We start from the raw sequence: 21,789 nt of genomic DNA, 5'->3' as shown, positions 1-21,789 counted from the left end.
GGGCCTGTAGCGGATTCACCGGGTCTGCGTAGCAGGCCCATTTTTGGGGCCGCTACGCGCCCCATCGCGGCGGTCCGGCGTCCCGGTGAATGCGCTCCTGCAGGTTTCAGGCTGCAAGATCTATCTGGTGCGAATCTTCGGCTTCCCCCGCCCCGTGGCGCATCGTCAGCAGAAACTGCTCCAGCGGCCCCGGCTCGGCAATCTGCGGCAAGGCGACCCAGGCTTGCCATAGACGGGGTTGCTCTTCAGTGGTGTAAATAAAATCCGCTATGTGGAGGTTATTTCCTGGCTCGTCGGGCACTTCTCCGAGCAGCTTCGTACCGACCCGACGGTCATTAAAATGGTCGTAAAAGCTCGTATACGCGTCATCAATCGGTACTGAGTGGAACATTGACTTTAGCGTTAATGAAAGGCACACCTGGGGACAGATAAGGCCTGATGAGTTCCGCTACCTTTTCTTTCTGTTTACGTTTACAAAAAATATTTAGACTCCACCTGGTTACAAAGTCATCCCCCTCTAGGATAACGCTGCACTTCAAATCGACGACCTCACGATTGGTAGCGATAGCGAGCTGAGTAAACTCCTCCCACTTAAATTCATGGTGATGGTATTCAGTTTGCATTTCCTGGTAACTCTTTGAATTCGCCATGGAAAGGTACGTCAAAGCGAGGCCTCCTGGCCCTATCAACGCACCAAGCAAGAATGACGGATCAATAGTCGCCATGAAAACAAAGAAAATTGCCGTTATGCCCGTAAGCCATTTCAAAAACGTCAGCGCCCATTTTGGAAAATCCTTCCAATTACAATACTCCACACCAGATAGGGTGATGCGATAGGCAAAACTCATCCGTTGATGAGTCATACTGGCAATTACAAGGGAAAATATTACATAAAAGCACAGACTTGTTATAAGTCGATATAGAACATCCTCATCCCCCGCAGGAGTTGAGTACAGAAAATATGACAACCCCACTAGCACGACTGACATGAAGGCAAACATACAGTTAGCCACAAACGTATTGTAATTACGAGCCCGAATCGTCCAACCCAACAATTCAGGCTCATGCGCAAACTTCCATTCTAGCTGCGGCGGTAACGCAAGGGGCTTACTTAAACTAAACATACCGACACTCAATAATCACATACATAGGGGACGGACAGCTTTAATAGCTGTGTACGCTGATTGGAAAGCACAATGCCATCCTGCTCCAGCAGCTCACTATTAAACGCATCATTGGCACGGTCGGCCTCACTGGTGGCCCATTCCAAAGCCAGCCCCATCAATCCGTGCTGAGTGGAACATTAACTTTAGCTTTAATGAAAGGCACACCGGGAGATAGAAAAGGCTTGATGAATTCTGCTACGTCATGCTTTTGCTTGCGCCTGCAAAAAATATTGAGACTCCAATTTACTATTCGGCCAAGCCGCTTATCGAAATGAGTAAACTTTAAATCTACAACCTCTCTATTGGTTGCAATCGCCAGCTGCGTAAAGTCCTTCCACTCATAAATCAGGTGATGGTATTGGGTATGCATGTCTCGATAGCTCTTTGAGTATGCCATCGACAGATACGTCAAACCGAGACCACCTGGCCCTATCAGCGCGCCCAACAAGAAAAACGGGTCGATGGTCGCCATGAAAATAAAGAAAATTGCCGTTAGGGCCGTAAGCCACTTCAAAAAAGTCAGAGCCCATTCTGGGAAATCTTTCCAATTACAACACTCCACTCCGGATTGGGTGAAGCGAAAAGCGAAATTCATCCGCTGATGAGTCATACTGGCAATTACAAGGGAAAATATTACATAAAAGCACAGACTTGTTATAAGTCGATATAGAACGTCCTCATCCCCCGCAGGAGTTGAGTACAGAAAATATGACAACCCCACTAGCACGACTGACATGAAGGCAAACATACAGTTAGCCACAAACGTATTGTAATTACGAGCCCGAATCGTCCAACCCAACAATTCAGGCTCATGCGCAAACTTCCATTCAAGCTGCGGCGGAAGCGCAAGCGGCTTACTTAAATTCAACATACCAGTGTTCAACAATCAAATGAATGGGGAACGAACAGCTTTAAAAGCTGTGTACGCTGATTGGAAAGCACAATGCCATCCTGCTCCAGCAGCTCACTATTAAACGCATCATTGGCACGATCGGCCTCACTGGTGGCCCATTCCAAAGCCAGCCCCATCAATCCGTGCTGAGTGGAACATTAACTTTAGCCTTAATGAAAGGCACACCTGGGGACAGATAAGGCCCGATGAGTTCCGCTACCTTTTCTTTCTGTTTACGTTTACAAAAAATATTTAGGCTCCACCTGGTTACAAAGTCATCCCCTTCTAGGATGACGCTGTACTTCAAATCGATGACCTCACGATTGGTAGCGATGGCGAGCTGCGTAAAATCCTCCCATTTAAATGCATAATGATGGTATTCGGTTTGCATTTCCTGGTAACTCTTTGAGTTCGCCATGGAGAGGTATGTCAAAGCGAGGCCTCCTGGCCCTATCAACGCGCCAAACAAGAATGATGGATCAATGGCTGCCATGAAAATAAAGAAAATCGCCGTTATGCCCGTAAGCCATTTCAAAAACGTCAGCGCCCACTTTGGAAAATCCTTCCAATTACAATACTCCACACCAGATTGAGTGAAGCGAAAAGCGAAATTCATCCGCTGATGAGTCATACTGGCAATTGCAAGTGAGCAAACAATATAGAAACACAGGCTAACCAAATACGCGGACAAAACACTTTCATTTGGCCCTGGGGTTGTGTGCAAAAAATACGTCCAACCCATTATCAAGGCAGACATAAACAAAAACATGCAGTTTGCCACAAACGTATTGTAATTGCGCGCCCGAATCGTCCAACCCAACAATTCAGGCTCATGCGCAAACTTCCATTCAAGCTGCGACGGTAGCGCAAGGGGCTTATTTAAATTCAACATACCAGTGTTCAACAATCAAATTAATGGGGGACGGACAGCTTTAATAGCTGTGTACACTGATTGGAAAGCACAATGCCATCCTGCTCCAGCAGCTCACTACCAAACGCATCATTGGCACGATCGGCCTCACGGGTGGCCCATTCCAAAGCCAGCCCCATCAATCCGTGCTGAGTGGAACATTAACTTTAGCCTTAATGAAAGGCACACCTGGGGACAGATAAGGCCTGATGAGTTCCGCTACCTTTTCTTTCTGTTTACGTTTACAAAAAATATTTAGGCTCCACCTGGTTACAAAGTCATCCCCTTCTAGGATGACGCTGTACTTCAAATCGACGACCTCACGATTGGTAGCGATAGCGAGCTGCGTAAACTCGTCCCACTTAAATTCATGGTGATGGTATTCGGTTTGCATTTCCTGGTAACTCTTTGAGTTCGCCATGGAGAGGTATGTCAAAGCGAGGCCTCCTGGCCCTATCAACGCGCCAAGCAAGAGTGAGGGATCAATGACCGCCATGAAAACGAAGAAAATCGCCGTGATGCCCGTAAGCCATTTCAAAAACGTCAGCGCCCACTTGGGAAAATCTTTCCACTTACAATATTCCACTCCAGAGTGGGTGAGGCGAAAAGCGAAATTCATCCGCTGATGAGTCATACTGGCAACTACAAGGGAAAAAATTATATAAAAGCACAGGCTTGCTATTAATCGAGGTAAAACCCCCTCACCCCCTGCAGGAGTTGAGTACAAAAAATATGACAACCCCACTAGCACGACTGACATGAAGGCGAACATACAGTTAGCCACGAATGTATTGTAATTGCGCGCCCGAATTGTCCAACTCAACAGCTCAGGCTCATGCGCAAACTTCCATTCAAGCTGCGACGGTAGCGCAAGGGGCTTATTAAAATTCAACATACCAGCGCTCAACAATCAAATTAATGGGGGATGGACAGCTTTAATAGCTGCGTGTGCTGATTGGAAAGCACAATGCCATCCTGCTCCAGCAACTCACTACTAAACGCATCATTGGCACGATCGGCTTCACTGGTGGCCCATTCCAAAGCCAGTCGAAACATGTAACCGCGGTCATCTGATCGTTGCCACACCCCAGGTGGGTATTTAACCTCCAACTCAAGGGTCGGGCTGGCCGTCGTACAATCCACCCAGACTTGCCATAGGCGGTGTTGCTCCTTCGAGGTGGAAGTAAAATCCGCTGTGTGAAGGTTATTTCCTGGCCCGTCGGGCAACACTCCGAGCAGCTTCGGATCAACCCAATTGCCATCAAGAAACTGGCTGTAGAAGCTATCTTCCGTAGCCTCCAGTACATCGTGGGTAAAAGTGCGACGCTGAACCACTGTCGGTTGCAAGGTCAGGTCTTTGCCTGCCAACGCTGTAGGCAATTGAATTTGTACCCAGAAGCCCAGCCACCGCCGTGGAGTGCTACCGCCTCCGTGAGACAGGGCTCTTCCCACTACCGTGGGTCGCTGCAGGGTCTCCAACAGCGCTTGCATCTGCTCGAGATGCCCTTTTTCGCCTTGCCATTGCGCTGTTGCCCCGCGCCCCCAGCTGCAACGATACAACCACAGACGTAGCCCCTCACGTTTGACGCGGTTGGCGGCCATGGAAACCATCAAGTAAGTGATCCCGAGGAGCGCTAGTATGATCGTCACCGGTGTCGACATTACCCAGGCAAAGCTGAACCAATAGCCGAGGCGTGCACCAATTAGCTGGCCCGTGGCAACAGCAGCGATAGTCGCAGCAGAATATTGCTTCCATGACAGCATCGATTTCTCTTCCTTACTGGTAGCCCTGCCAACCTCTTCAGAAATCTGCCACGCCTCTAGCCCAGCTGCAACGGCCCCCAACGCTGCCCACGTCACCGTGCGGAAAATCAAACCTTTCGAAACCGCCGCAAATTCGTTTGCCAGCACGGCCTGAGCGCTGCCGCTGGCAGCAGTTCTGGCTTTTCCTAACCATTGAGAATATCCAGCCTGAGCAACCTTAAGCGTTTTCTCCCCCAACTTCGCAGTCATCCCCCCCGCCCGCTTCCATGCCGGCCCAACCCACAGCGCCGCAAGGGCATTGCCTGCATACGCGGCATGAGAACTCACCGTGCGCCACTCATCAGCAGTAAAACGACCGTCGTTCTGCGCTTGCTTAGCACTGTTCCAGAGGTTCCAGGCATTCAAGCCGACCAACAATGCCGGCAGGGCGTTACCGAGGTTTTGCCCCATCCAGGCTTTGGTGCGCGTCAGGTACTCAAAAGTACCGGCTATTTTCAGTTGCGCCCTCACCTCTCCCTGCCCCAGGTCGGCGAGCCAGCTGTTGATTTGCCCCAGGCTGGCATTCAGGCGCGTGGTTCCCGTTGCCTGGGCTATGACCTGATTAGGGCGTTTCAATAACAGCGCCTTCAGCTGCTCTTCATGGGTTTGCAGATAAATGCGCGCGCTGCGCTGGTCGTGGCGCTTACCGGAGCGCTGCAACACGCGTTTGGCGCCGCTTATCTTATTGCTCACAATTTGCACTTGCAGCAGCCAGGCCTGGTACTCGCGGGCGTAGACCGGATTCACCAGCAGCTGGGTGGCACTGGAGATTTCCGTGGAGATCAACACCTGGGTCGCCGCAAGGGTAAAGCCGATCTGTTGCTTCATGGCCGGCAGCAGTATGCCGCTCAGCCCATGCCAGGCATCCCGCGCCTGGTGGTTGGCGACTGTGACCAGGGTGCTCAGGGCTTGCCGGGCGGCGCTGTTCATGGCCTGGTAGTGCTGGCTGCGCTGTAGGGTCTCCAGGTCAAAGACCGCTTTGAGCTCATTGGCTCGGCTGGCCAGGCTGGAGGCATCCGCCGCCGAGCTCGGGGTTAGCGCGGGGGTGCTGCCATCGCCTTCACGGCCCTGATCGTCAAGCGTGCCGTAGGTACTGAAGTTGTGCGACACGGTTTTGATCAAGGTCGCCACTTGCGGGTTGAAGTTGAACAGTGCCAGGCCGAACAGGCTGCTCGGGCGCTCAGCCTGCCGGCACAGCCACTGTTGCCCGGCCTGCCCATTGGCCAGTACGGTGTACAGCGCATGGGCGGTCTCCAGCAGTTGGCTGGCCTGCTCGACGTTGCAGGTGTCGTGGTAAACGGCCTCTGCGCTGGGCTTCAGACGGTCAAGCCAGGTGAGCAGATCGGCTTCGCTGCGCTGGCAATGGTCCTGCAACCGTTGCGCCTGGGCCGTGGTCTGACTCAGGTACTGCTGTACGTCGTCAAAGCGCACGTCTTGGCGCCATAAGCGCTTGGCATTCCATTCTTCAAGCGCAGCTGGCCAGTCGCCTTGAGTGGGCAGTTGCCCCCAACGGGCCACAAACGAGGCCTTGACGGCAGTGATTGCCGAGGTTGCGCCCAATTCCACCACGCCGCCCAGATCGGCAGAGACCAGATCCTTGCCGCGCTCGACTTCATCCAGGGCGTTGAGCAAGCGGTACAGATCGTCGGTATAGGCTTGGCGTTGCAGTGGGTCGTGGAGCGTGTCCGGGATAAACGCATCGGTATCAAAACCACACAACCGCTCGACGGCGACAGCGCTTTCCAGCCTGTGTTGATGCAGGCTTTCAAACTGGCGCTGCTCCAGGACCCGACCTATAAGGTTCATGCTCAGGTCGTCGACCATGGCTAACGGATCGTCCAGGGCGATAAACAGCGCGGTGTCCTGTTCGGGCACCCTGCCGCGCACCAGCGCCTCCTCAAACGCGGGTTTGTACGGCAGGCCAGGCTCGCTCGCGATGGTGGGCAACAGCGTGCTGGTGAAGGTCGGCGCTGTTGCGCCATAGACGAAGATATCCGTCACGCGCTTGCCCAGCTCGGTAATCTCGTCGCCGTGCTCGGCTTGGCCGCTGGCGCAAAATCCCGGCAGATCGAGGCTGCGCATCCATTGGCGCTGTGCGTGGGGATTGCTGCGCATCAGCTCGCACAGGCGCCAGGTCCATTGCACTGGCGAATAGGCGATACGCAGCTGGCTGCGCCGAGAATAGAGCAGGTATGGGTGGGTTTCACCCGGGTTGTGACGAACATCCTGGTTCAACTGGCTGTCAGTCCACAGGTGACGCGTGAAGTGCTCACCGGATACCTGATATTCATGGAATGTCTGGTCGACACTGTTCCACACATACAGCCAGCCATCGCGTAACTGGCGCAGGGTGTAGCTGCGGGTGTGCAGTTCAGGCAGTTTGCTCGACCAGCCGGCCGGAAGTGGATTCGGCCCCTGGTGACTGCCTTTGCCAAGCGGGGATTCGTCCAGGGCATACCGCACCGGGAATATCGCCACCTCCGGCTGTTGCCAAGGGCACTGCCCCCTGCCGATAGGCGCGTTGGTGAATTGCTGGTTACGCCGGGCCCGTTTCAGTTCGGCTTCTGTTGCGGGCTTGTACATCGCACGTCCTTGTTCAAGTCGAGGTTATAACCGCCATTGGCGGGCGAGCTGCGGCTGCCCGCCGCGAGCATGGGTTTGTCCTTAAACCGGAGACAAAACAACGCCATGCCCAAGACGAATCGTGCTTGGGCCGGCGTGAAAGAGGGAAAATCTACCAAGAGTGGAAACAACTTGATGTCAGACGCTTCCTAAAATGCATCTACATTTTCTGGCTTCAGTTGAGGCAACGGTGGGAGCAACTGTCTTGATCAGTCAGCCTGGTGGGAGCCGGCCTTGCCGCCGATGGCCTCCACTACCGAACGCGAATCTTCGGCTCCCCCGCCCCGCGGCGCATGGTCAGCAGAAACTGCTCCAGCGGCGCCGGCTCGGCAATCTGCGGCAAGGCGTCCTTGTCCGGACGCTGGGCCCAGAACGTATCCCACGACGGAAACAGCTCATGAAAGCTGCCGGCATAAGGCTCACGCCCCGGCCAGCGCATTTTCATGCCGCCAATCGGTGGTTTGTTCAGGTCGGTGGCGTACCAGTAGCACGGCAGCCGCCGACGAAAGCACCACTGCCCGTCAACCCGCTCGTAATCGTCCCAGTACAGCATCTGCATGATCACCCACTCCGCCCCGGTCTCATGCTCGTTCTTCGAATAGACCACGCCGGTGGCATGGTCGGCATCGCTGAACTCGATGATGTGCTGGCCCAGGTGATGGGAGGTACCGTGGAACTGGCGGCGCATGGTGTCGTCCAGCCAGGCCTTGAAGTGCGCGCGGCCCTGTTTGTCGCGGCCGACGTTCACGTCCGGTACAAAGCAGTTGGCCATGGCGTCCATGTCGCGCATGTCCAGGGCCAGGGCGTACTTGCCTGCCAGCTGGCGGATGGCATCCAGCGACTCGAGGCGGTCGATGCGCGCGTGCAGCGCGTCCATGTCCATCACTCCAGCACCGTGTACAGGTCCGAGCTGCGCCCGCCATCCACCGCCAGGCTTGCACCTGTCACGTAGGAGGCTTCGTCGCTGGCCAGGAACAGGATTGCGTTGGCCAGCTCCACCGGCAGGCCGACCCGCTGCATGGGAATGACCTTTTCGGTGTTGCGACGGGTTTTCGCGTCGCTGAGCATGCCCGCGGTGGCCGGGGTGTCGACCACGCCCGGAATCACCACGTTGCAACGGATGTTGTGCGCCGCGCCTTCGCTGGCCACCGCCCGGCTGAAGTTGATCACCGCTGCCTTGGCCGCCGAGTAGCCGGCCATCCAGGCCGTGCCGAACAGGCCGCAGATCGAGGCGATGTTGACGATGGCGCCGCCGCCCTGGTCTTTCATCAGGCGCATGGCGGTGCGGGTGCCGAAGAAGGTGCCATCGACGGTGGTGCTGAAGTTGGCGTGCCAGTCGGCGGTCGACAGGGTATCGACGCCGCCCCATGTGTAGGCCATGGCGTTGTTGACCAGAATGTCCAGGCGGCCATGGCGCCGGGCCGCGTCTTCCAGGGCGCCGACATAGGCCTGCTCGTCGCTCACATCGGCCACGGCGATGTGACCCTGCCCGCCTGCGGCCTGGATCTGTTCCAGCACCTGCTGCAAGGGCTGCTCGCGTCGCCCGCACAGCACCACGGTTGCGCCCTCTTCGGCAAAGCGCAGGGCCGTGGCCTGGCCGATGCCGGAGCCTGCACCGGTGATGAAGGCAATCTTGCCGGTTAGTCGTTTGCTCATTGTTTCCCCCTCAGATAAAGGCCATGCCGCCGTTGACTGCAATGTTCTGGCCGGTGATGAAGCTGGCGTCGTCGCCTGCCAGGAACACCGCTACCCCGGCGATCTCGTCGGTTTCGCACAGGCGTCCCAGGGGCACGTTCTTGAGCATCGCCTGCATGTGTTCCTCGGCAACCCCGGCCATCATCGGGGTATTGGTCGGGCCCGGTACCAGGCTGTTGACGCGAATACCGGTGGGCGCAAGCTCGCGGGCGATAGAGCGGGTCAGGCCCATCACCCCGGCCTTGGAAGCGCAGTAGTGGCTTGGGCCTTCACCGGTCAGTGCGGCGGTGCTGGAGAGGTTGATGATCACCCCTTTGCGCGCACCCTTGACCATCAGCCGTGCGCCCTCGCGACAGCACAGGAAGGTACCGCCCAGGTTCACCCCGATCACCCGTGCCCAGCTCTCGTCGGGGGTGTCGAGGAAGCTGTCGAAGGCACCGACGCCGGCGTTGTTGACCAGAATATCGAGCCCGCCAAAACGCGCCTCGACCTGACCCATGGCGTCGGCTACCGAGGCGGCATCGGCGACGTTGCAGGCCAGCGCCAGTACCCGATCGTCGAGGTCGGCCAGATCTGCCAGGCTATTGCGCAGGGCCTCTTGATTGAGGTCCACCGCCACTACCCTGGCGCCTTCGGCAACGAAACGGCGCACCATGGCCTGGCCCATGCCCTGTCCTGCGCCTGTGACAAAAGCGACTTTGTTCAGCAACTTCATAGCGTTCTCCTGCGGTGCAGTGCGTAGAAGCCCACTGACAACACAGCAGGCCGGTCACTTGCATGATTAGGCCGCGACACGGCCACAGGCATCGTCCGATAGGACTACCGCCCAGCCTCGGTGCGTGGTCTGAATGGACGATGCCGCCCCGCTTGCAGCGATAGAGGATCGACCCTGCGCGAACCAGGCCCGGCACCTTCGCCCCTTCAGGCCACCGCGGCCTGGTGTACGCGCCCCATTCCCCTCGTCGACACGGAGACTCGTCATGACCTCAACCACCGACCTGCCGCTACCCACCGGCCACTACCTCACCACACCCGGCGGCCTGCGCCTGCACTACCTGGATGAAGGCAGCGGCCCTGTGGTGGTCTGGCTGCATGGCAGCGGCCCGGGCGCCAGCGGCTTCAGCAACTTCAAGGGCAACTACCCGCAGTTTGTCGAGGCCGGCTATCGCAACATCGTCCTCGACCTGCCCGGTTTCGGCCGCTCGGACAAACCCGAGGATGTGCAGTACCACCTGGATTTTTTCATCGACAACGTGGCGGCCCTGCTCGACGCCCTGGACATCGACCGTTGCACGCTGCTGGGCAACTCGCTGGGCGGCGCCATTGCCCTGGGCGTGGCGCTGCGCCTGCCGTCGCGGATCGAGCGCTTGATTCTGCTGGCGCCGGGTGGCGTCGAGGAACGCGAGGCCTATTTCAAGATGGAAGGCATCGTGCGCATGGTGAGTCTGTTCAACGCAGGGCCCGTCGGCCTCGAGGAAATGCGCAGCATGATGCGCCTGCAGTTGTTCGATGACTCGATCCTGCCGGAAAGCCTGTTGCTGGAACGGGTGGCGGTGGCAGTCACACAGCCGAAGAACCTGTTCAGCACCATGCAGGTGCCGAACATGGAGTCACGCCTGGGTGAATTGCAGTGCCCGATCCTGGGTTTCTGGGGCAGCAACGACAACTTCAACCCGGTCAGCGGGGCCCAGCGCATCATCGATGGCGCCGCCAACGCCCGCTTCATCGTGCTCAACCGCTGCGGGCACTGGGTTCAGGTAGAGCACTGTGAGTTGTTCAACCGCAGCTGCCTGGATTTCCTGCAGCACGGTTGAGGTCAGTTGGGAGCGGGCTTGCCCGGCGATGCGAGGTAACAGACAGATCGCTATCGCCGGGCAAGCCCGCCGCTTTCGGGAGGCAGGCGCCTAGGACGCCGCAGGCAGCCGGTTAAGCTCGGCATCACCCGGCTTGCCCAGCACGCACGAGGTGCCACCAGGGGTGTACATCATCGCCACGCAGCGGTTGCAGGCGGTGCAGATCGAGTCGGTGCTGGCGCCGGTGGCAAGCTTCTCTACATAGTCCGTCTCGGCCAGCAGCACCCTGCCCATGGCCACCAGGTCGAACCCCTCGGCCATCACCTGCTCGATGCTCTCGAGACTCTTGGCGCCGCCCAGGTAGGCCAGCGGCATCTTCACCGCCGCGCGCACCTTGCGGGCATGCTCGAGCAGGTACAACTCGTGGAACTGCACCACCGGGTCGCGCAGGCGCTGGATCTTCATGGCCAGGGCGATGATCGGATTCTTCTGCTGCACACGGTTTTCCTTCGGGAAGGAGGAACCGAACATGGTGGTGATCGACTCGACGTTCATGCCGGCGCTGAGCACCAGCAGGTGCGCCCCTTCCTGCTCCAGCATGCGCGCGATCCGCGCGCCATCCTCGGCGCTGTTGCCGGCGCGCGCACCCTCGGTGACGCTGTATTTGCAGATCACCGCCAGGTCACGACCTACCGCGTCGAGCACCGCCCGCAGCACCCGGCGCGGGAAGCGCAGGCGGTTCTCCAGGGTGCCGCCGTACTGGTCGCGACGCTTGTTGTACATCGGCGAAATGAACTGGCTGAGCAGGTAGCCGTGGCCCATGTGGATTTCCACCGCATCAAAGCCGGCCTCGCGGGCAAGCCGCGCGCCCTGGGCGAAATCCTCGACCACCTGACGCATGTCGGTCTCGGTCATGGCCTGCTTGAAGAACATGCCGCTCATCATGCCGATCTTGTTGAAGCCGCCACTGGCCGACAGCGGATAGCGGGTGGCGCGTTCGCGCAAAAACGTAAAGCAGCCACCATGGGTGATCTGCGCGCTGGCCAGCCCGCCCTCACGGTGCACTTCATCGGTCAGGGCCTTGAAGTGCGGCAGGCTTTCACGGGTGAGGGTCAGCTGATTGGGCAAGGTGCGCCCATCCTTGCTGACCGCGCAATAGGCCACGGTGGTCAGTGCCACCGCACCCCGGGCAAGCCCGGCGTGCAGCTTGACCAGTTGCTTGGAAGGCAGGCCCTGGGTGCTCATGCCTTCATTGGTGGCCGCCTTGATGAAGCGGTTTTTCAGGGTCAGCGGGCCGATCTGGATCGGACTGAAGGGAGACGTGTGCATGGCAGGGCCTTTTGATCAGAAGGTGTATTTGGCGTTGAACGACAGGTAATCGCGGTCGGCCAGCATGCGGCCCTGGGCGATGTCCGGTGAACTGAGGTAGGCAACATAGGTCAGGCCGACCTGGAAGTTGCCCAGGTACTTGAAGTCGCCGCCCACGGTCAGGCGTTTTTCGTCACGGCCCAGGCCCTGATAGGCACTGCCGTCGACGTTCTGGGTCCACACCACGCGGGTGTTCAGGTCCAGGCCGTCGGCGATGCCCAGGTAATCCATGTAGGCGCCGATACCGAGCAGGGTCTGGCCACGGGTCTGGGTGTCGGACTCGAAGTTGTCGAAGCTGCCATCGACGCCCGGGCCACCGCCGGTGATGTGCAAGGTGTCGACGCCTTCGATGTGCTGGTGCACCACTTCGGCCATGAGCGTGGTCTGATGGGCCAGGAAGCTGGGACCGATCATGTAGCTGCCGTTGAGGTTGCCCTGCCAGATCTGGCCACGGGCCGGGGCGCCGTTGTCCAGGTACACGGCGGCGCCGTCGCGGTAGCTGAGGTCACCGGCGAACTGCACCGAATCGCCTACCTTGGAGCTGAAGCTCGCACCGGTCAGCTCGACATCGTCGAAATAGCCCAGGCGATACACCGGGCCGCCGCCGGCGACGGCATAGTTGCCGATGCTGTGCAGCGAGGAGTACTGGGTCTGGCCGCTGAAGTCGAAGAACAGCGCACCGACCCGCTCGTGGTAGCGGTAGTGGAACAGGCCGACCTCGGTGTTCTCGGTGACCCTATACCGCACGCCCAGGCCCCACTGGCCGCTGTCGCGGGGCTCGACGTCACCGGCGTAGGTCACGCCGGTGAAGGTATTATCCGGCAGGCTGTCGATCACCCCTGCACCCAGGCGGTAGAACTCGGCGCCGGGGCCGAAAGTGTCGCTGCCGAAGTAGTCGCCCACCGGGTTGAGCTGGGTCTTCTCCCACTCGTACTGATAGAAGCCGACCAGGGCCAGGTCTTCGTTGAGCGACCAGGAAGCCGAGACCTGGCCCACCGGCAGGTAGGAATCCTTGGCTTCGGTACCGGGGACGTTGAACTTGGTGGCATCGACCGGTGCCTGTCCCTGGCTGATGTTGGCCCAGAACAGGCTCTCGCCCCAGGCCACCAGGTGGCGACCGGCCTTGATCGACAGGTACTGGCTTTCGGCGACATCGAAGTTGCCGTACACGTAGGCATCGAGCAGGCGCGCCTTGCTGCCGCTCAGGCGCCGGGTGTCTTCGGTAAAGCCATCGGCGCGGCCGATCTTGTTCACCGTGCCTGGCGAGTCGTTGTCGTTGCGGTTGTGATAGACGTCATCGTAGAAATGACTGCCCCGCAGCACCGCACCGAGGTTGTCGTGCTTGAGCAGAAGCTCGCCGAACAGGCTGACACGGTTGGTGATCAGCGCACCCCGGTCGAAGTTGCGCGTGCCGTCGTCGTTGTTGATGTCGTTGAGGTATTGATGGGCGGGTTTGGCGGTCCGCATCGAAGCGGTGTAGTTGACGGTCAGCGATGAGTCGAGGGTGGTGTCCTCGCCCAGTTCGATCCGTGGGCCGGCGTTGGCGTTTGCACAGGCCATGGTCAGTGTCAGCAGCAGCCCGCCTTGAGTCGCGTTGAACCTAGACATGCAGCAATCCTTTTCTTGTTGTTGTGGTTGACGTGCGCAGAGTGAAACGCGGCGGCGCGGTGAACATCATCCATTTGGCCTAGGCCGTCCGGCCTCATCGCTGGCAAGCCAGCGCCCACAGGTTTCATGTGGCGACCAACGCGCGCAACTCGTTCTTGGCCACCTTGGCCGACGGGTTCAACGGCAGCGCGCCCATGAAGCGCACATGGCGCGGCACCTTGTAGTTGGCCATCCGCTCGCGGCTCCAGGCGATCAGCTCCTGCGCCTGCAATTGCTCCCCCTCACGCAACACCACGCAAGCACACCCCACCTCGCCCATGCGTTCGTCGGCCACCCCCACCACCGCCACCTGGGCAATGGCCGGGTGGGCAATCAGCGCCGCTTCGATCTCTGCCGGGTAGCAGTTGAAGCCGCCGACGATGAACAGGTCCTTGAGCCGGTCGGTAATCGTCAGGTTGCCCGCCTCATCCAGCCGCCCCACATCGCCGGTGTGCAGCCAGCCGTCCTTGTCGATGGCTTCGGCCGTGGCCTCGGGGTTCTGGAAGTAGCCCTGCATGACATGAAAGCCCCGCAGGCAGATTTCCCCGGTCTCGCCAGTGACCAGTGCCTGGTTTTGCGGATCGCGAATACTCACCTCGGTACCGGCCAGCGGCCGGCCACTGGTGCCGGCGATCACTTCGGCCGAATCCTGCGGGTCGCACAGGGTCGCCAGGCCGCCGCATTCGGTCAGGCCGTAGGCGGTGGTCACGCAACTGAAACCCAACTCGCTGCGCATGCGTTCGATCAGGCTCGGGGGAATGCTGGCCGAGCCCGTGACGGCAATGCGCAGGCTCGACAGGTCGGTTTCGTGCAGGCGTGGATGGGCCAGCAACGACAGGTACAACGTCGGCGCGCCCGGCAGTACGCTGATGCGCTCATTGGCAATACGCTGGAACACCGCCTCGGCATCGAACACGGCATGGGGCAGGATGGTCGCCCCGGCGATCAGGCAGGTCAGCCAGCCGGCCTTGTAGCCAAAGGCATGGAAGAACGGATTGACGATCAGGTAGCGGTCGCCCGGCACCAGGCCGATCACCCGCACGTACTCACTGAAGGCACGCAGGCACTGGCCATGGCCGCTCATCACGCCCTTGGGCTTGCCGGTGGTGCCTGAGGTGAACAGCAGGTCGCACACCGCCTCTGGCTGCACCGCCAGGGCCCGACGCTCGGCCTTGAGCACCTCGACGGTCGCGGCCCCGGCGACGAACTGCTCGTAGCCGAGGTCGCAGGCCTCGCGCGGCGAGTCGCTGGCAAACACCACCAGGTGCTCGAGGCTGCCTGGACGGTGGGCCTCGAGCATCGCGGGGTAATCGACGTCCAGGAAACGCTGCTGCACGAACAACACCCGGCAGCCGCTACGCGCCAGTACGTCGGCCGCCTCGGTGCCTTTCATGCGGGTGTTGATCGGCACCAGCACGGCGCCTGCGCAATGAATACCCAGGGCGGCGATGATCCAGTCCCGGCCATTGGGCGCCCACACCGCCACCCGGTCGCCCGGCTGGATGCCCAGGGCCATCAGGCCGCGGGTAACGGTCAGGGCCAACGCCGGCAGTTCGGCGTAGTCGGTACACACGCCGCCGTCTTCAATGGCCGTGCGTCCGGCAAAACGCCGGGCACTGTCGAACAACAGCCGGGCGATGGTGGTCGGCGCGCTGGTGGCGGCATCGACCCAGGGTGAAGTCATGGCAAATTCATTCATCGGCATCACTCAGGAAAGCGGATTCGCAGGTGCGCGCTGGTGGGCACGGCCTGGCAGGCCAGGATCCAGCCCTCGGCCAGTTCGTCGGCGTCCAGCGCATCGTTGATCAACAGTTCGATATCGCCGCTTTCAAGGGTGCACATGCACGAGGCGCAGCCCCCTACCCGGCAGGCACTCGGCGGCTTGAGGCCGGCTCGCTCCATGGCTGCCAGCACGGTCTCGCCACTGTCGCAGGCAAGGCTGTGATCCTCGCCATCCAGGCGCACCGCCAGTTGTGCGGCCACGGCCGCGTCGCTGGCAACCACTTGGGCCACTTCGCTTTCGCCGGGCAACGAGACAAATCGCTCGACATGCACCCGTTCACTGGGCAGCCCCAGGTTTTTCAGCGCACTGACGGCGGTGTCCATGAACGGGCCCGGGCCGCAGATAAAGGCCTGGGCATCGATGAACGGCTGCGCCAACGCCGCCAGCTGCGCCGCGGCGGGAATGCCCTGCACCGAGTCCAGCCAGTGGACGATCTGCAAGCGTTCGGGGTGGGCGTTGGCCAGAAAGCGCAACTCGTCACGAAAGATCACCGAGCTTTCGTCGCGGTTGGCGTAGATCAACAGAATGCGCCCCTGCCCGGCCAGCAACGCCGAGCGCAAAATTGACAGCACCGGTGTCACCCCGCTGCCACCGCCGAACAGCAGCAGGTCGCCGTCCAGGTTGTGCGGCACGAATACCCCGGCCGGTGGCAGTACCTGCAGGGTCTGGCCTTCCTGCAGCTCGGCGCACAACCAGTTCGAAGCGCGCCCGTCGCGCACGCGCTTGACCGTCACTCGCAGGGGTTCGTCCAGCAGGGGCGTGCTCGACAACGAGTAGCAACGCGGCAGCCAGTCGTCGCCGTAAGGGATGCGCAGGGTCAGAAACTGCCCGGGCCGGTAGCGAAAGCGCTCGGCCAGGTGCTCGGGCACATCGAAGATCAGTGAACGGGCATCGGCCGTTTCCTCGACCACCCGCGCCACGCGCAAGGCAACAAAGTCATTCATGGCTCAACTCTCAAAGTCCCCTGCCCGGCAGGCGGGCAGGTAGACGGGCGATGGCTTCAGACGTATGGGTCCGGGTTGGGCAGGCCCAGTTGCACCGCGCCCAGCGTGCGGCCATAGGCCTGGTAGTTGTTGGCGATATGCCCGCGGGCCTGGTGCAGATCGCGGAACAGCCGCGCCACCGGGTTGCTGTTGTACAACCCCGAGGCCGCCATGCAGCGCAGCAACTCGTTGACCTTCTCGGCGCACAAGTTGGTGACATAGGCCGACTGGTAGCGGTACAGCAGTCGGGTTTCCACATCCGGGTATTCACCGGCACGGGCCAGCTGCATCAGGTGCTCGTAATTGCGCTCCAGCACCAGCTTGAGGCTGTCGACCGTCAGCGTGGCCTCGGCCACAGCGGTTTGCGCCGCCGGGTCGTCCGCCGTGCGCGCGCCGTGCTTGCCGATGTGCTGAGCAGCATTGGCACGGAACAGATCGATGGCCCCTTGCAGCGCGCCGATGGCCGAGGTGGACACCGCGCGGGAGAACACCTGGGCAAAAGGAATGGCGTAGATCGGGTTGGTGTTGACCTGCCGGCCTGGCGTGGCCTCCAGGGTGCAGTTGTTGGTGCGCTGCACCCGATGCGCCGGCACGAAGGCGTCCTCGACGACGATGTCGTGGCTGCCGGTACCACGCAGGCCGAGCACTTCCCAGTTGCGCTGGATCTGATAGTCGGCGCGCGGCAACAGGAACGTACCGTGCTCGGCTGCCAGCTCACCTTCGGCCGGCAGGATGCCGCCCAGCAACACCCACTGGCAGTGCTCGCTGCCGCTCGAGAAGCCCCAGCGGCCGCTGATGCGGTAGCCGCCTTCGACTACCGTCACCTTGGCGGTCGGCATATAGGTGGACGACACCAGGGTGTCGTGATCCTCGCTCCACACCTCGCGCTGGGTCTCGATCGGGTAGCGGGCCAGCTGCCAGGGGTGTACGCCCATCACGCCGTAGACCCAGGCGGTGGACATGCAGCCTTCGGCGAGGGTCATCTGAATCTCGAAGAAAGTCCGCGGGTCTACCTCGTAGCCGCCGAACGCCCGGGGCTGCAGGGCGCGCAACAGGCCGGCCGACTTCAGTTCGGCAATGCTTTCATCGGCGACCTTGAGGTCGCGATCCCCTTGCGCCGAGCGTTCGCGCAGCGCCGGCACCAGGCGCCGCGCCCGTTCCAGCAGTTCGATTTCGTCCTGGGTCTTTTCTCGCATGCTGTGCATCCTTCTTGTTCTCCCAATCTCGTTGCGCCAATGCGCGAGCCGTGATTGATGATCGGATTGCACAGCCGTTGCTTCATCGTCAAAGCGGACTAGGGCTGTGGGCGGCTTTGCGGCCTCTCGCGGGGCAAGCCGGCTCCCACAGGTTCAGCGCAGGCCAGCAAGCGCGCAGCATAAGGATATGCCCAGAAAAGCCTTAGTCCATTGAGACGATGCCCCCCATCGATCACCCGGAAATACTTTTGCCATGCGTCCACTCACGCTCAAGGAAAACCAGCCAATGAGTATCCTGCAACGATTCCAGCTACCAGGCAGCGTCGCGATCGTCACCGGCAGCGGCCGTGGCATCGGTCGCGCCATCGCCCTGGCCTACGCCGAAGCCGGCGCCGACGTCATCTGCAGCGCACGCAGCCCTGAAGACATCGAACGGGTCGCCGACGAAGTGCGCAGCCTCGGCCGCCGCGCCCTGGCGATCGCCTGCGACGTCAACGACAGCGAGCAACGCCAGGCCCTGGTACGCCAGAGCCAGGAACACTTCGGGCGCATCACCCACCTGGTCAACAACGCCGGCGGTGGCGGTCCCAACGATGCCCTGGGCATGTCCGCGGAGCAATTCGAAGAGATCCTGCACTTCAACGTGTCCAGCGCCTACGCCCTGTGCCAGTTGTGCGTGCCGCTGATGCGCGAGGCCGGCGGCGGCAACATCATCAACATAAGCTCGGTGGCGGCGCGCTACGCCCAGCGCCACTTCAGCGCCTACGGCACCGCCAAGGCCGCGCTGAGCCACCTGACCCGCCTGCTGGCCCAGGACTTCGCCCCCCAGGTGCGCGTCAATGCCGTGGCCCCCGGCCCGACCCTGACCGAGGCGCTGAACAAGGTCATGCCCACGGCGATGCGCGAGGCGATGGAAGCCAACACCCCGCTCAAATGCCTGGGCAGCCCCGAGGATATCGCCGCGGCGGCGCTGTACCTGGCAAGCCCGGCGTCAGGCTGGGTGACCGGCAAGATCATCGACGTCGATGGCGGCGCCGACAGCAGCGTCTGGCCCGGCTGAGGCCCCCTTTTTGCCGGTGCCCTGGACCCTTGGGACCGGCTTTTTTATTACCTGTACAGAGCGAAACCACCATGGATGCCTCTCTGATCACCGCCCTGGGCGATGAACTGTTCAATGCCCTGCGCGGGCGCACCACCCTCGCCCCACTGACCCAGCGCCACCCGGCCATCAGCCTGGACCAGGCCTACCGTATCTCACTGCGCTTCCTGCAGCGTCGCGAAGCCCTGGGCGAGCGCGTCATCGGCAAGAAAATCGGCGTTACCAGCCGCGCCGTGCAGCAGATGCTCGACGTCCACCAGCCGGACTTCGGGTTTCTCACCGACGCCATGCAGGTGGACGATGGCAGTGAAGTCAGCTTTGCCCGCTACCAGTTGATCCAGCCGCGGGCCGAAGGCGAAATCGCCTTTATCCTCGGTGAAGACCTCAAGGGCCCCGGCATTCGCGCCGAAGACGTGCTGGCAGCGAGCAAGGCGGTTGCGCCCTGCTTCGAGATCGTCGATTCGCGTATCGACAACTGGCAGATCCGCATCCAGGACACCGTGGCCGACAACGCCTCGTGCGGGGTCTTCGCCCTGGGCGAACAACGCATCGACCCGCGCGACCTGGACCTGGCCCGCGTCGAGATGCACATGCTCAAGAACGGCCAGCCGGCCGGCAGCGGCCTGGGCTCGGCGGTACAGGGGCACCCGTGCGAAGCGGTGGCCTGGCTTGCCAACACCCTGGGCGAGCTGGGGATCCCCTTTCGCCAGGGCGAAGTCATTCTTTCCGGTGCCCTGGCGCCCCTGGTACCGCTGGTGCCGGGAGATCGCATCAACCTGTCGATGAGCGGCCTGGGCAACGCCAGCCTGCGTTTCGTCGCCTGAGTACGCCCTCCTTTTTCCCTCCCAGGAGCGATGAATCATGAGCAAGAAAATCAAATGTGCGCTGATCGGGCCGGGCAACATCGGCACCGACCTGCTCTACAAACTGATGCGCAGCGAGGTACTGGAGCCGATCTGGATGGTCGGCATCGAGGCTGGCTCCGAAGGCTTGCAGCGGGCTCGCGAGCTGGGCCTGAAAACCACCGCCGAGGGTGTCGACGGGTTGTTGCCCCATGTGCTGGAAGATCAGGTGCAGATCGCCTTCGATGCCACCTCTGCCTACGTCCACGCCGAGAACTCGCGCAAGCTCAACGCCCTGGGCGTGCTGATGATCGACCTTACCCCCTGCGCCATCGGCCCCTACTGCGTGCCGCCGGTCAACCTCAAGGCCAACCTGGCGCGCGGCACGATGAACGTCAATATGGTCACCTGCGGTGGCCAGGCGACCATCCCACTGGTGGCGGCGGTGTCCAGCGTGCAACCAGTGGACTACGCCGAGATCATCGCCACCGCCGCGTCGAAGTCGGTCGGCCCGGGCACCCGCAAGAACATCGACGAATTCACCCGCACCACCGCCCGTGCAGTGGAACAGGTCGGCGGCGCAAAACAGGGCAAGGCGATCATCATCGTCAACCCCGCCGAGCCGCCGCTGATCATGCGCGACACCGTGCACTGCCTGACCGCGGACACCCCGGACGAGCCGGCCATCCGCGCCGCCATCGACGCGATGATCGCCCAGGTGCAGCGCTATGTACCGGGCTACAAACTGGTCAATGGCCCGGTGTTCGACGGCAATCGGGTGTCGATCTTCATGGAAGTCGAAGGCCTGGGCGACTACTTGCCCAAGTACGCCGGCAACCTCGACATCATGACTGCCGCCGCTGCCCGCACCGCCGAGATGTTCGCCGAGGAAATCCTCAAGGGCGACCTGGTGCTGCGCGCCACTCCCGAACCTGCCATTGCCTGAGGAAACGTCCATGGAACTTAGCGGCAAGCAAATCACCGTTCACGACATGTGCCTGCGCGACGGCATGCATCCCAAGCGCCACCGCATCAGCCTGCAGCAGATGAAAGACATCGCCTGCGGCCTGGACCAGGCCGGCGTGCCCCTGATCGAAGTGACCCATGGCGACGGCCTGGGCGGCAGCTCGGTGAACTACGGTTTCCCGGCACACACTGACGAGGAGTACCTGTCGGCGGTGATCCCGCTGATGAAGAACGCCAAGGTCTCGGCCCTGTTGCTGCCGGGCATCGGCACCGTCGACCACCTGAAAATGGCCTTCGAACTGGGGGTCAATACCATCCGCGTGGCCACCCACTGCACCGAGGCCGACGTCAGCGAGCAACACATCGCCCACGCTCGCCACCTGGGCATGGACACTGTCGGGTTTCTGATGATGGCGCACATGAACAGCCCCGAAGGCCTGGTCGAGCAGGGCCTGCTGATGGAGAGCTACGGTGCCAACTGCATCTACCTCACCGACTCGGCCGGCTACCTGCTGCCCCACGACGTCAGCGCGCGGGTGCAGGCCATGCGCGCGGCACTCAAGCCCGACACCGAGATCGGTTTTCATGGCCACCACAACCTGTCGATGGGCGTGGCCAACTCCATCGCCGCCATCGCCGCCGGCGCTACGCGCATCGACGCCGCCTGCGCGGGCCTGGGTGCCGGTGCCGGTAACACGCCGATGGAAGTGCTGGTGGCGGTATGCGATCGCATGGGTATCGAGACCGGCGTCAGCGTGTTCGGCATCCAGGACGTGGCCGAAGACCTGGTGGTGCCGATCATGGACTTCCCGATCCGCAGCGACCGCGATGCGCTGACCATGGGGTATGCGGGGGTGTATGGCTCGTTCCTGCTGTTTGCCAAGCGTGCCGAGCAGAAGTACGGCGTGCCGGCGCGGGAGATCCTGGTAGAGATGGGCCGACGCGGAATGGTCGGCGGGCAGGAAGACATGATCGAGGATACGGCGATGACCTTGGCGCGGTTGCGGGCCTGATTCATTGGGAC

General features: G+C 61.0%; 19 protein-coding genes. 5 read left to right on the top strand and 14 right to left on the bottom strand.

The genetic code is table 11. The annotated features are described in order from the left end of the window. Positions 1 to 106: 106 nt before the first annotated feature. From NPS58_RS04975 to NPS58_RS04935, 9 genes are all read right to left on the bottom strand, one after another. Positions 107 to 391 (bottom strand): hypothetical protein, encoded by a 285-nt coding sequence (locus NPS58_RS04975; RefSeq protein ID WP_274114062.1) that lies wholly within the window; start codon positions 389 to 391, stop codon positions 107 to 109. Further along, on the bottom strand, positions 369 to 1,124 hold the full coding sequence (locus NPS58_RS04970; protein ID WP_274114060.1) for a hypothetical protein: 756 nt from the start codon (positions 1,122 to 1,124) through the stop codon (positions 369 to 371). Before NPS58_RS04970 ends, NPS58_RS04975 begins: the two co-directional genes overlap by 23 nt. Positions 1,125 to 1,281: 157 nt before the next feature. Beyond that, positions 1,282 to 2,037, bottom strand: coding sequence for a hypothetical protein (locus tag NPS58_RS04965; protein ID WP_274114058.1), 756 nt, complete (start codon positions 2,035 to 2,037; stop codon positions 1,282 to 1,284). Positions 2,038 to 2,194: 157 nt separating this feature from the next. Next, positions 2,195 to 2,950: a hypothetical protein gene (locus NPS58_RS04960; RefSeq protein ID WP_274114057.1), complete on the bottom strand. Its 756-nt coding sequence runs from the start codon at positions 2,948 to 2,950 to the stop codon at positions 2,195 to 2,197. Between the two features lie 157 nt (positions 2,951 to 3,107). Beyond that, positions 3,108 to 3,863, bottom strand: coding sequence for a hypothetical protein (locus NPS58_RS04955; protein WP_274114056.1), 756 nt, complete (start codon positions 3,861 to 3,863; stop codon positions 3,108 to 3,110). 20 nt (positions 3,864 to 3,883) lie between these two features. Next, positions 3,884 to 7,354 (bottom strand): T6SS effector BTH_I2691 family protein, encoded by a 3,471-nt coding sequence (locus NPS58_RS04950; RefSeq protein WP_274114054.1) that lies wholly within the window; start codon positions 7,352 to 7,354, stop codon positions 3,884 to 3,886. Between the two features lie 292 nt (positions 7,355 to 7,646). Next, a complete protein-coding gene (locus tag NPS58_RS04945) occupies positions 7,647 to 8,276 on the bottom strand; it encodes a nuclear transport factor 2 family protein (protein WP_274114052.1) in 630 nt (209 codons plus the stop codon). Further along, a complete protein-coding gene (locus NPS58_RS04940; protein WP_274114050.1) occupies positions 8,276 to 9,049 on the bottom strand; it encodes an SDR family NAD(P)-dependent oxidoreductase in 774 nt (257 codons plus the stop codon). Before NPS58_RS04940 ends, NPS58_RS04945 begins: the two co-directional genes overlap by 1 nt. A 10-nt stretch (positions 9,050 to 9,059) precedes the next feature. Then, positions 9,060 to 9,803: an SDR family NAD(P)-dependent oxidoreductase gene (locus NPS58_RS04935; protein WP_274114048.1), complete on the bottom strand. Its 744-nt coding sequence runs from the start codon at positions 9,801 to 9,803 to the stop codon at positions 9,060 to 9,062. Positions 9,804 to 10,068: 265 nt separating this feature from the next. On the opposite strand from NPS58_RS04935, the gene NPS58_RS04930 reads away from it, so the two are divergent. Next, positions 10,069 to 10,902, top strand: coding sequence for an alpha/beta fold hydrolase (locus NPS58_RS04930; RefSeq protein ID WP_274114046.1), 834 nt, complete (start codon positions 10,069 to 10,071; stop codon positions 10,900 to 10,902). Positions 10,903 to 10,992: 90 nt separating this feature from the next. On the opposite strand, the gene NPS58_RS04925 is transcribed toward NPS58_RS04930, so the two are convergent. From NPS58_RS04925 to NPS58_RS04905, 5 genes are all read right to left on the bottom strand, one after another. Then, positions 10,993 to 12,210: an NADH:flavin oxidoreductase gene (locus NPS58_RS04925; RefSeq protein ID WP_274114044.1), complete on the bottom strand. Its 1,218-nt coding sequence runs from the start codon at positions 12,208 to 12,210 to the stop codon at positions 10,993 to 10,995. 15 nt (positions 12,211 to 12,225) lie between these two features. After that, complete coding sequence (locus tag NPS58_RS04920) at positions 12,226 to 13,809, bottom strand: DUF1302 domain-containing protein (protein ID WP_274115362.1); 1,584 nt, start codon at positions 13,807 to 13,809, stop codon at positions 12,226 to 12,228. A 172-nt stretch (positions 13,810 to 13,981) separates the two neighbouring features. Then, positions 13,982 to 15,580 (bottom strand): FadD3 family acyl-CoA ligase, encoded by a 1,599-nt coding sequence (locus NPS58_RS04915; RefSeq protein ID WP_425313021.1) that lies wholly within the window; start codon positions 15,578 to 15,580, stop codon positions 13,982 to 13,984. A 20-nt stretch (positions 15,581 to 15,600) separates the two neighbouring features. Continuing rightward, on the bottom strand, positions 15,601 to 16,623 hold the full coding sequence (locus tag NPS58_RS04910) for a ferredoxin--NADP reductase (RefSeq protein ID WP_274114040.1): 1,023 nt from the start codon (positions 16,621 to 16,623) through the stop codon (positions 15,601 to 15,603). 56 nt (positions 16,624 to 16,679) lie between these two features. Next, on the bottom strand, positions 16,680 to 17,867 hold the full coding sequence (locus NPS58_RS04905; protein WP_274114038.1) for an acyl-CoA dehydrogenase family protein: 1,188 nt from the start codon (positions 17,865 to 17,867) through the stop codon (positions 16,680 to 16,682). Positions 17,868 to 18,144: 277 nt separating this feature from the next. Between NPS58_RS04905 and NPS58_RS04900 the strand changes: the two genes are divergently transcribed. The 4 genes from NPS58_RS04900 (at position 18,145) to dmpG (ending at position 21,778) form a co-directional block, all read left to right on the top strand. After that, positions 18,145 to 18,918 carry a glucose 1-dehydrogenase gene (locus NPS58_RS04900; protein ID WP_274115361.1) on the top strand — a complete coding sequence of 258 codons (774 nt, stop codon included), beginning with the start codon at positions 18,145 to 18,147 and terminating at the stop codon, positions 18,916 to 18,918. 71 nt (positions 18,919 to 18,989) lie between these two features. Further along, entirely contained in the window at positions 18,990 to 19,781 is a 792-nt protein-coding gene (locus tag NPS58_RS04895; RefSeq protein ID WP_274114036.1) for a fumarylacetoacetate hydrolase family protein, read from the top strand. Between the two features lie 37 nt (positions 19,782 to 19,818). Continuing rightward, complete coding sequence (locus NPS58_RS04890; protein WP_274114034.1) at positions 19,819 to 20,745, top strand: acetaldehyde dehydrogenase (acetylating); 927 nt, start codon at positions 19,819 to 19,821, stop codon at positions 20,743 to 20,745. A gap of 10 nt (positions 20,746 to 20,755) precedes the next feature. Next, positions 20,756 to 21,778, top strand: a complete 1,023-nt coding sequence (gene dmpG, locus NPS58_RS04885) for a 4-hydroxy-2-oxovalerate aldolase (protein WP_274114032.1) — start codon at positions 20,756 to 20,758, stop codon at positions 21,776 to 21,778. Positions 21,779 to 21,789: the final 11 nt, after the last annotated feature.

This window comes from Pseudomonas putida, assembly GCF_028682455.1.
In the GTDB taxonomy this organism is placed as follows: domain Bacteria; phylum Pseudomonadota; class Gammaproteobacteria; order Pseudomonadales; family Pseudomonadaceae; genus Aquipseudomonas; species Aquipseudomonas putida_AA.
This window is presented reverse-complemented; position numbering and strand designations above follow the sequence as displayed.

Coding starts and splice junctions, on each gene's coding strand:
- NPS58_RS04930 (WP_274114046.1), top strand. CDS start 10,069: ATGACCTCAACCACCGACCTGCCGCTACCCACCGGCCACTACCTCACC.
- NPS58_RS04925 (WP_274114044.1), bottom strand. CDS start 12,210: ATGCACACGTCTCCCTTCAGTCCGATCCAGATCGGCCCGCTGACCCTG.
- NPS58_RS04970 (WP_274114060.1), bottom strand. CDS start 1,124: ATGTTTAGTTTAAGTAAGCCCCTTGCGTTACCGCCGCAGCTAGAATGG.
- NPS58_RS04900 (WP_274115361.1), top strand. CDS start 18,145: ATGAGTATCCTGCAACGATTCCAGCTACCAGGCAGCGTCGCGATCGTC.
- NPS58_RS04920 (WP_274115362.1), bottom strand. CDS start 13,809: ATGGCCTGTGCAAACGCCAACGCCGGCCCACGGATCGAACTGGGCGAG.
- NPS58_RS04975 (WP_274114062.1), bottom strand. CDS start 391: ATGTTCCACTCAGTACCGATTGATGACGCGTATACGAGCTTTTACGAC.
- NPS58_RS04935 (WP_274114048.1), bottom strand. CDS start 9,803: ATGAAGTTGCTGAACAAAGTCGCTTTTGTCACAGGCGCAGGACAGGGC.
- NPS58_RS04955 (WP_274114056.1), bottom strand. CDS start 3,863: ATGTTGAATTTTAATAAGCCCCTTGCGCTACCGTCGCAGCTTGAATGG.
- NPS58_RS04940 (WP_274114050.1), bottom strand. CDS start 9,049: ATGAGCAAACGACTAACCGGCAAGATTGCCTTCATCACCGGTGCAGGC.
- NPS58_RS04945 (WP_274114052.1), bottom strand. CDS start 8,276: ATGGACATGGACGCGCTGCACGCGCGCATCGACCGCCTCGAGTCGCTG.
- NPS58_RS04890 (WP_274114034.1), top strand. CDS start 19,819: ATGAGCAAGAAAATCAAATGTGCGCTGATCGGGCCGGGCAACATCGGC.
- dmpG (WP_274114032.1), top strand. CDS start 20,756: ATGGAACTTAGCGGCAAGCAAATCACCGTTCACGACATGTGCCTGCGC.
- NPS58_RS04915 (WP_425313021.1), bottom strand. CDS start 15,580: ATGACTTCACCCTGGGTCGATGCCGCCACCAGCGCGCCGACCACCATC.
- NPS58_RS04905 (WP_274114038.1), bottom strand. CDS start 17,867: ATGCACAGCATGCGAGAAAAGACCCAGGACGAAATCGAACTGCTGGAA.
- NPS58_RS04965 (WP_274114058.1), bottom strand. CDS start 2,037: ATGTTGAATTTAAGTAAGCCGCTTGCGCTTCCGCCGCAGCTTGAATGG.
- NPS58_RS04960 (WP_274114057.1), bottom strand. CDS start 2,950: ATGTTGAATTTAAATAAGCCCCTTGCGCTACCGTCGCAGCTTGAATGG.
- NPS58_RS04950 (WP_274114054.1), bottom strand. CDS start 7,354: ATGTACAAGCCCGCAACAGAAGCCGAACTGAAACGGGCCCGGCGTAAC.
- NPS58_RS04910 (WP_274114040.1), bottom strand. CDS start 16,623: ATGAATGACTTTGTTGCCTTGCGCGTGGCGCGGGTGGTCGAGGAAACG.
- NPS58_RS04895 (WP_274114036.1), top strand. CDS start 18,990: ATGGATGCCTCTCTGATCACCGCCCTGGGCGATGAACTGTTCAATGCC.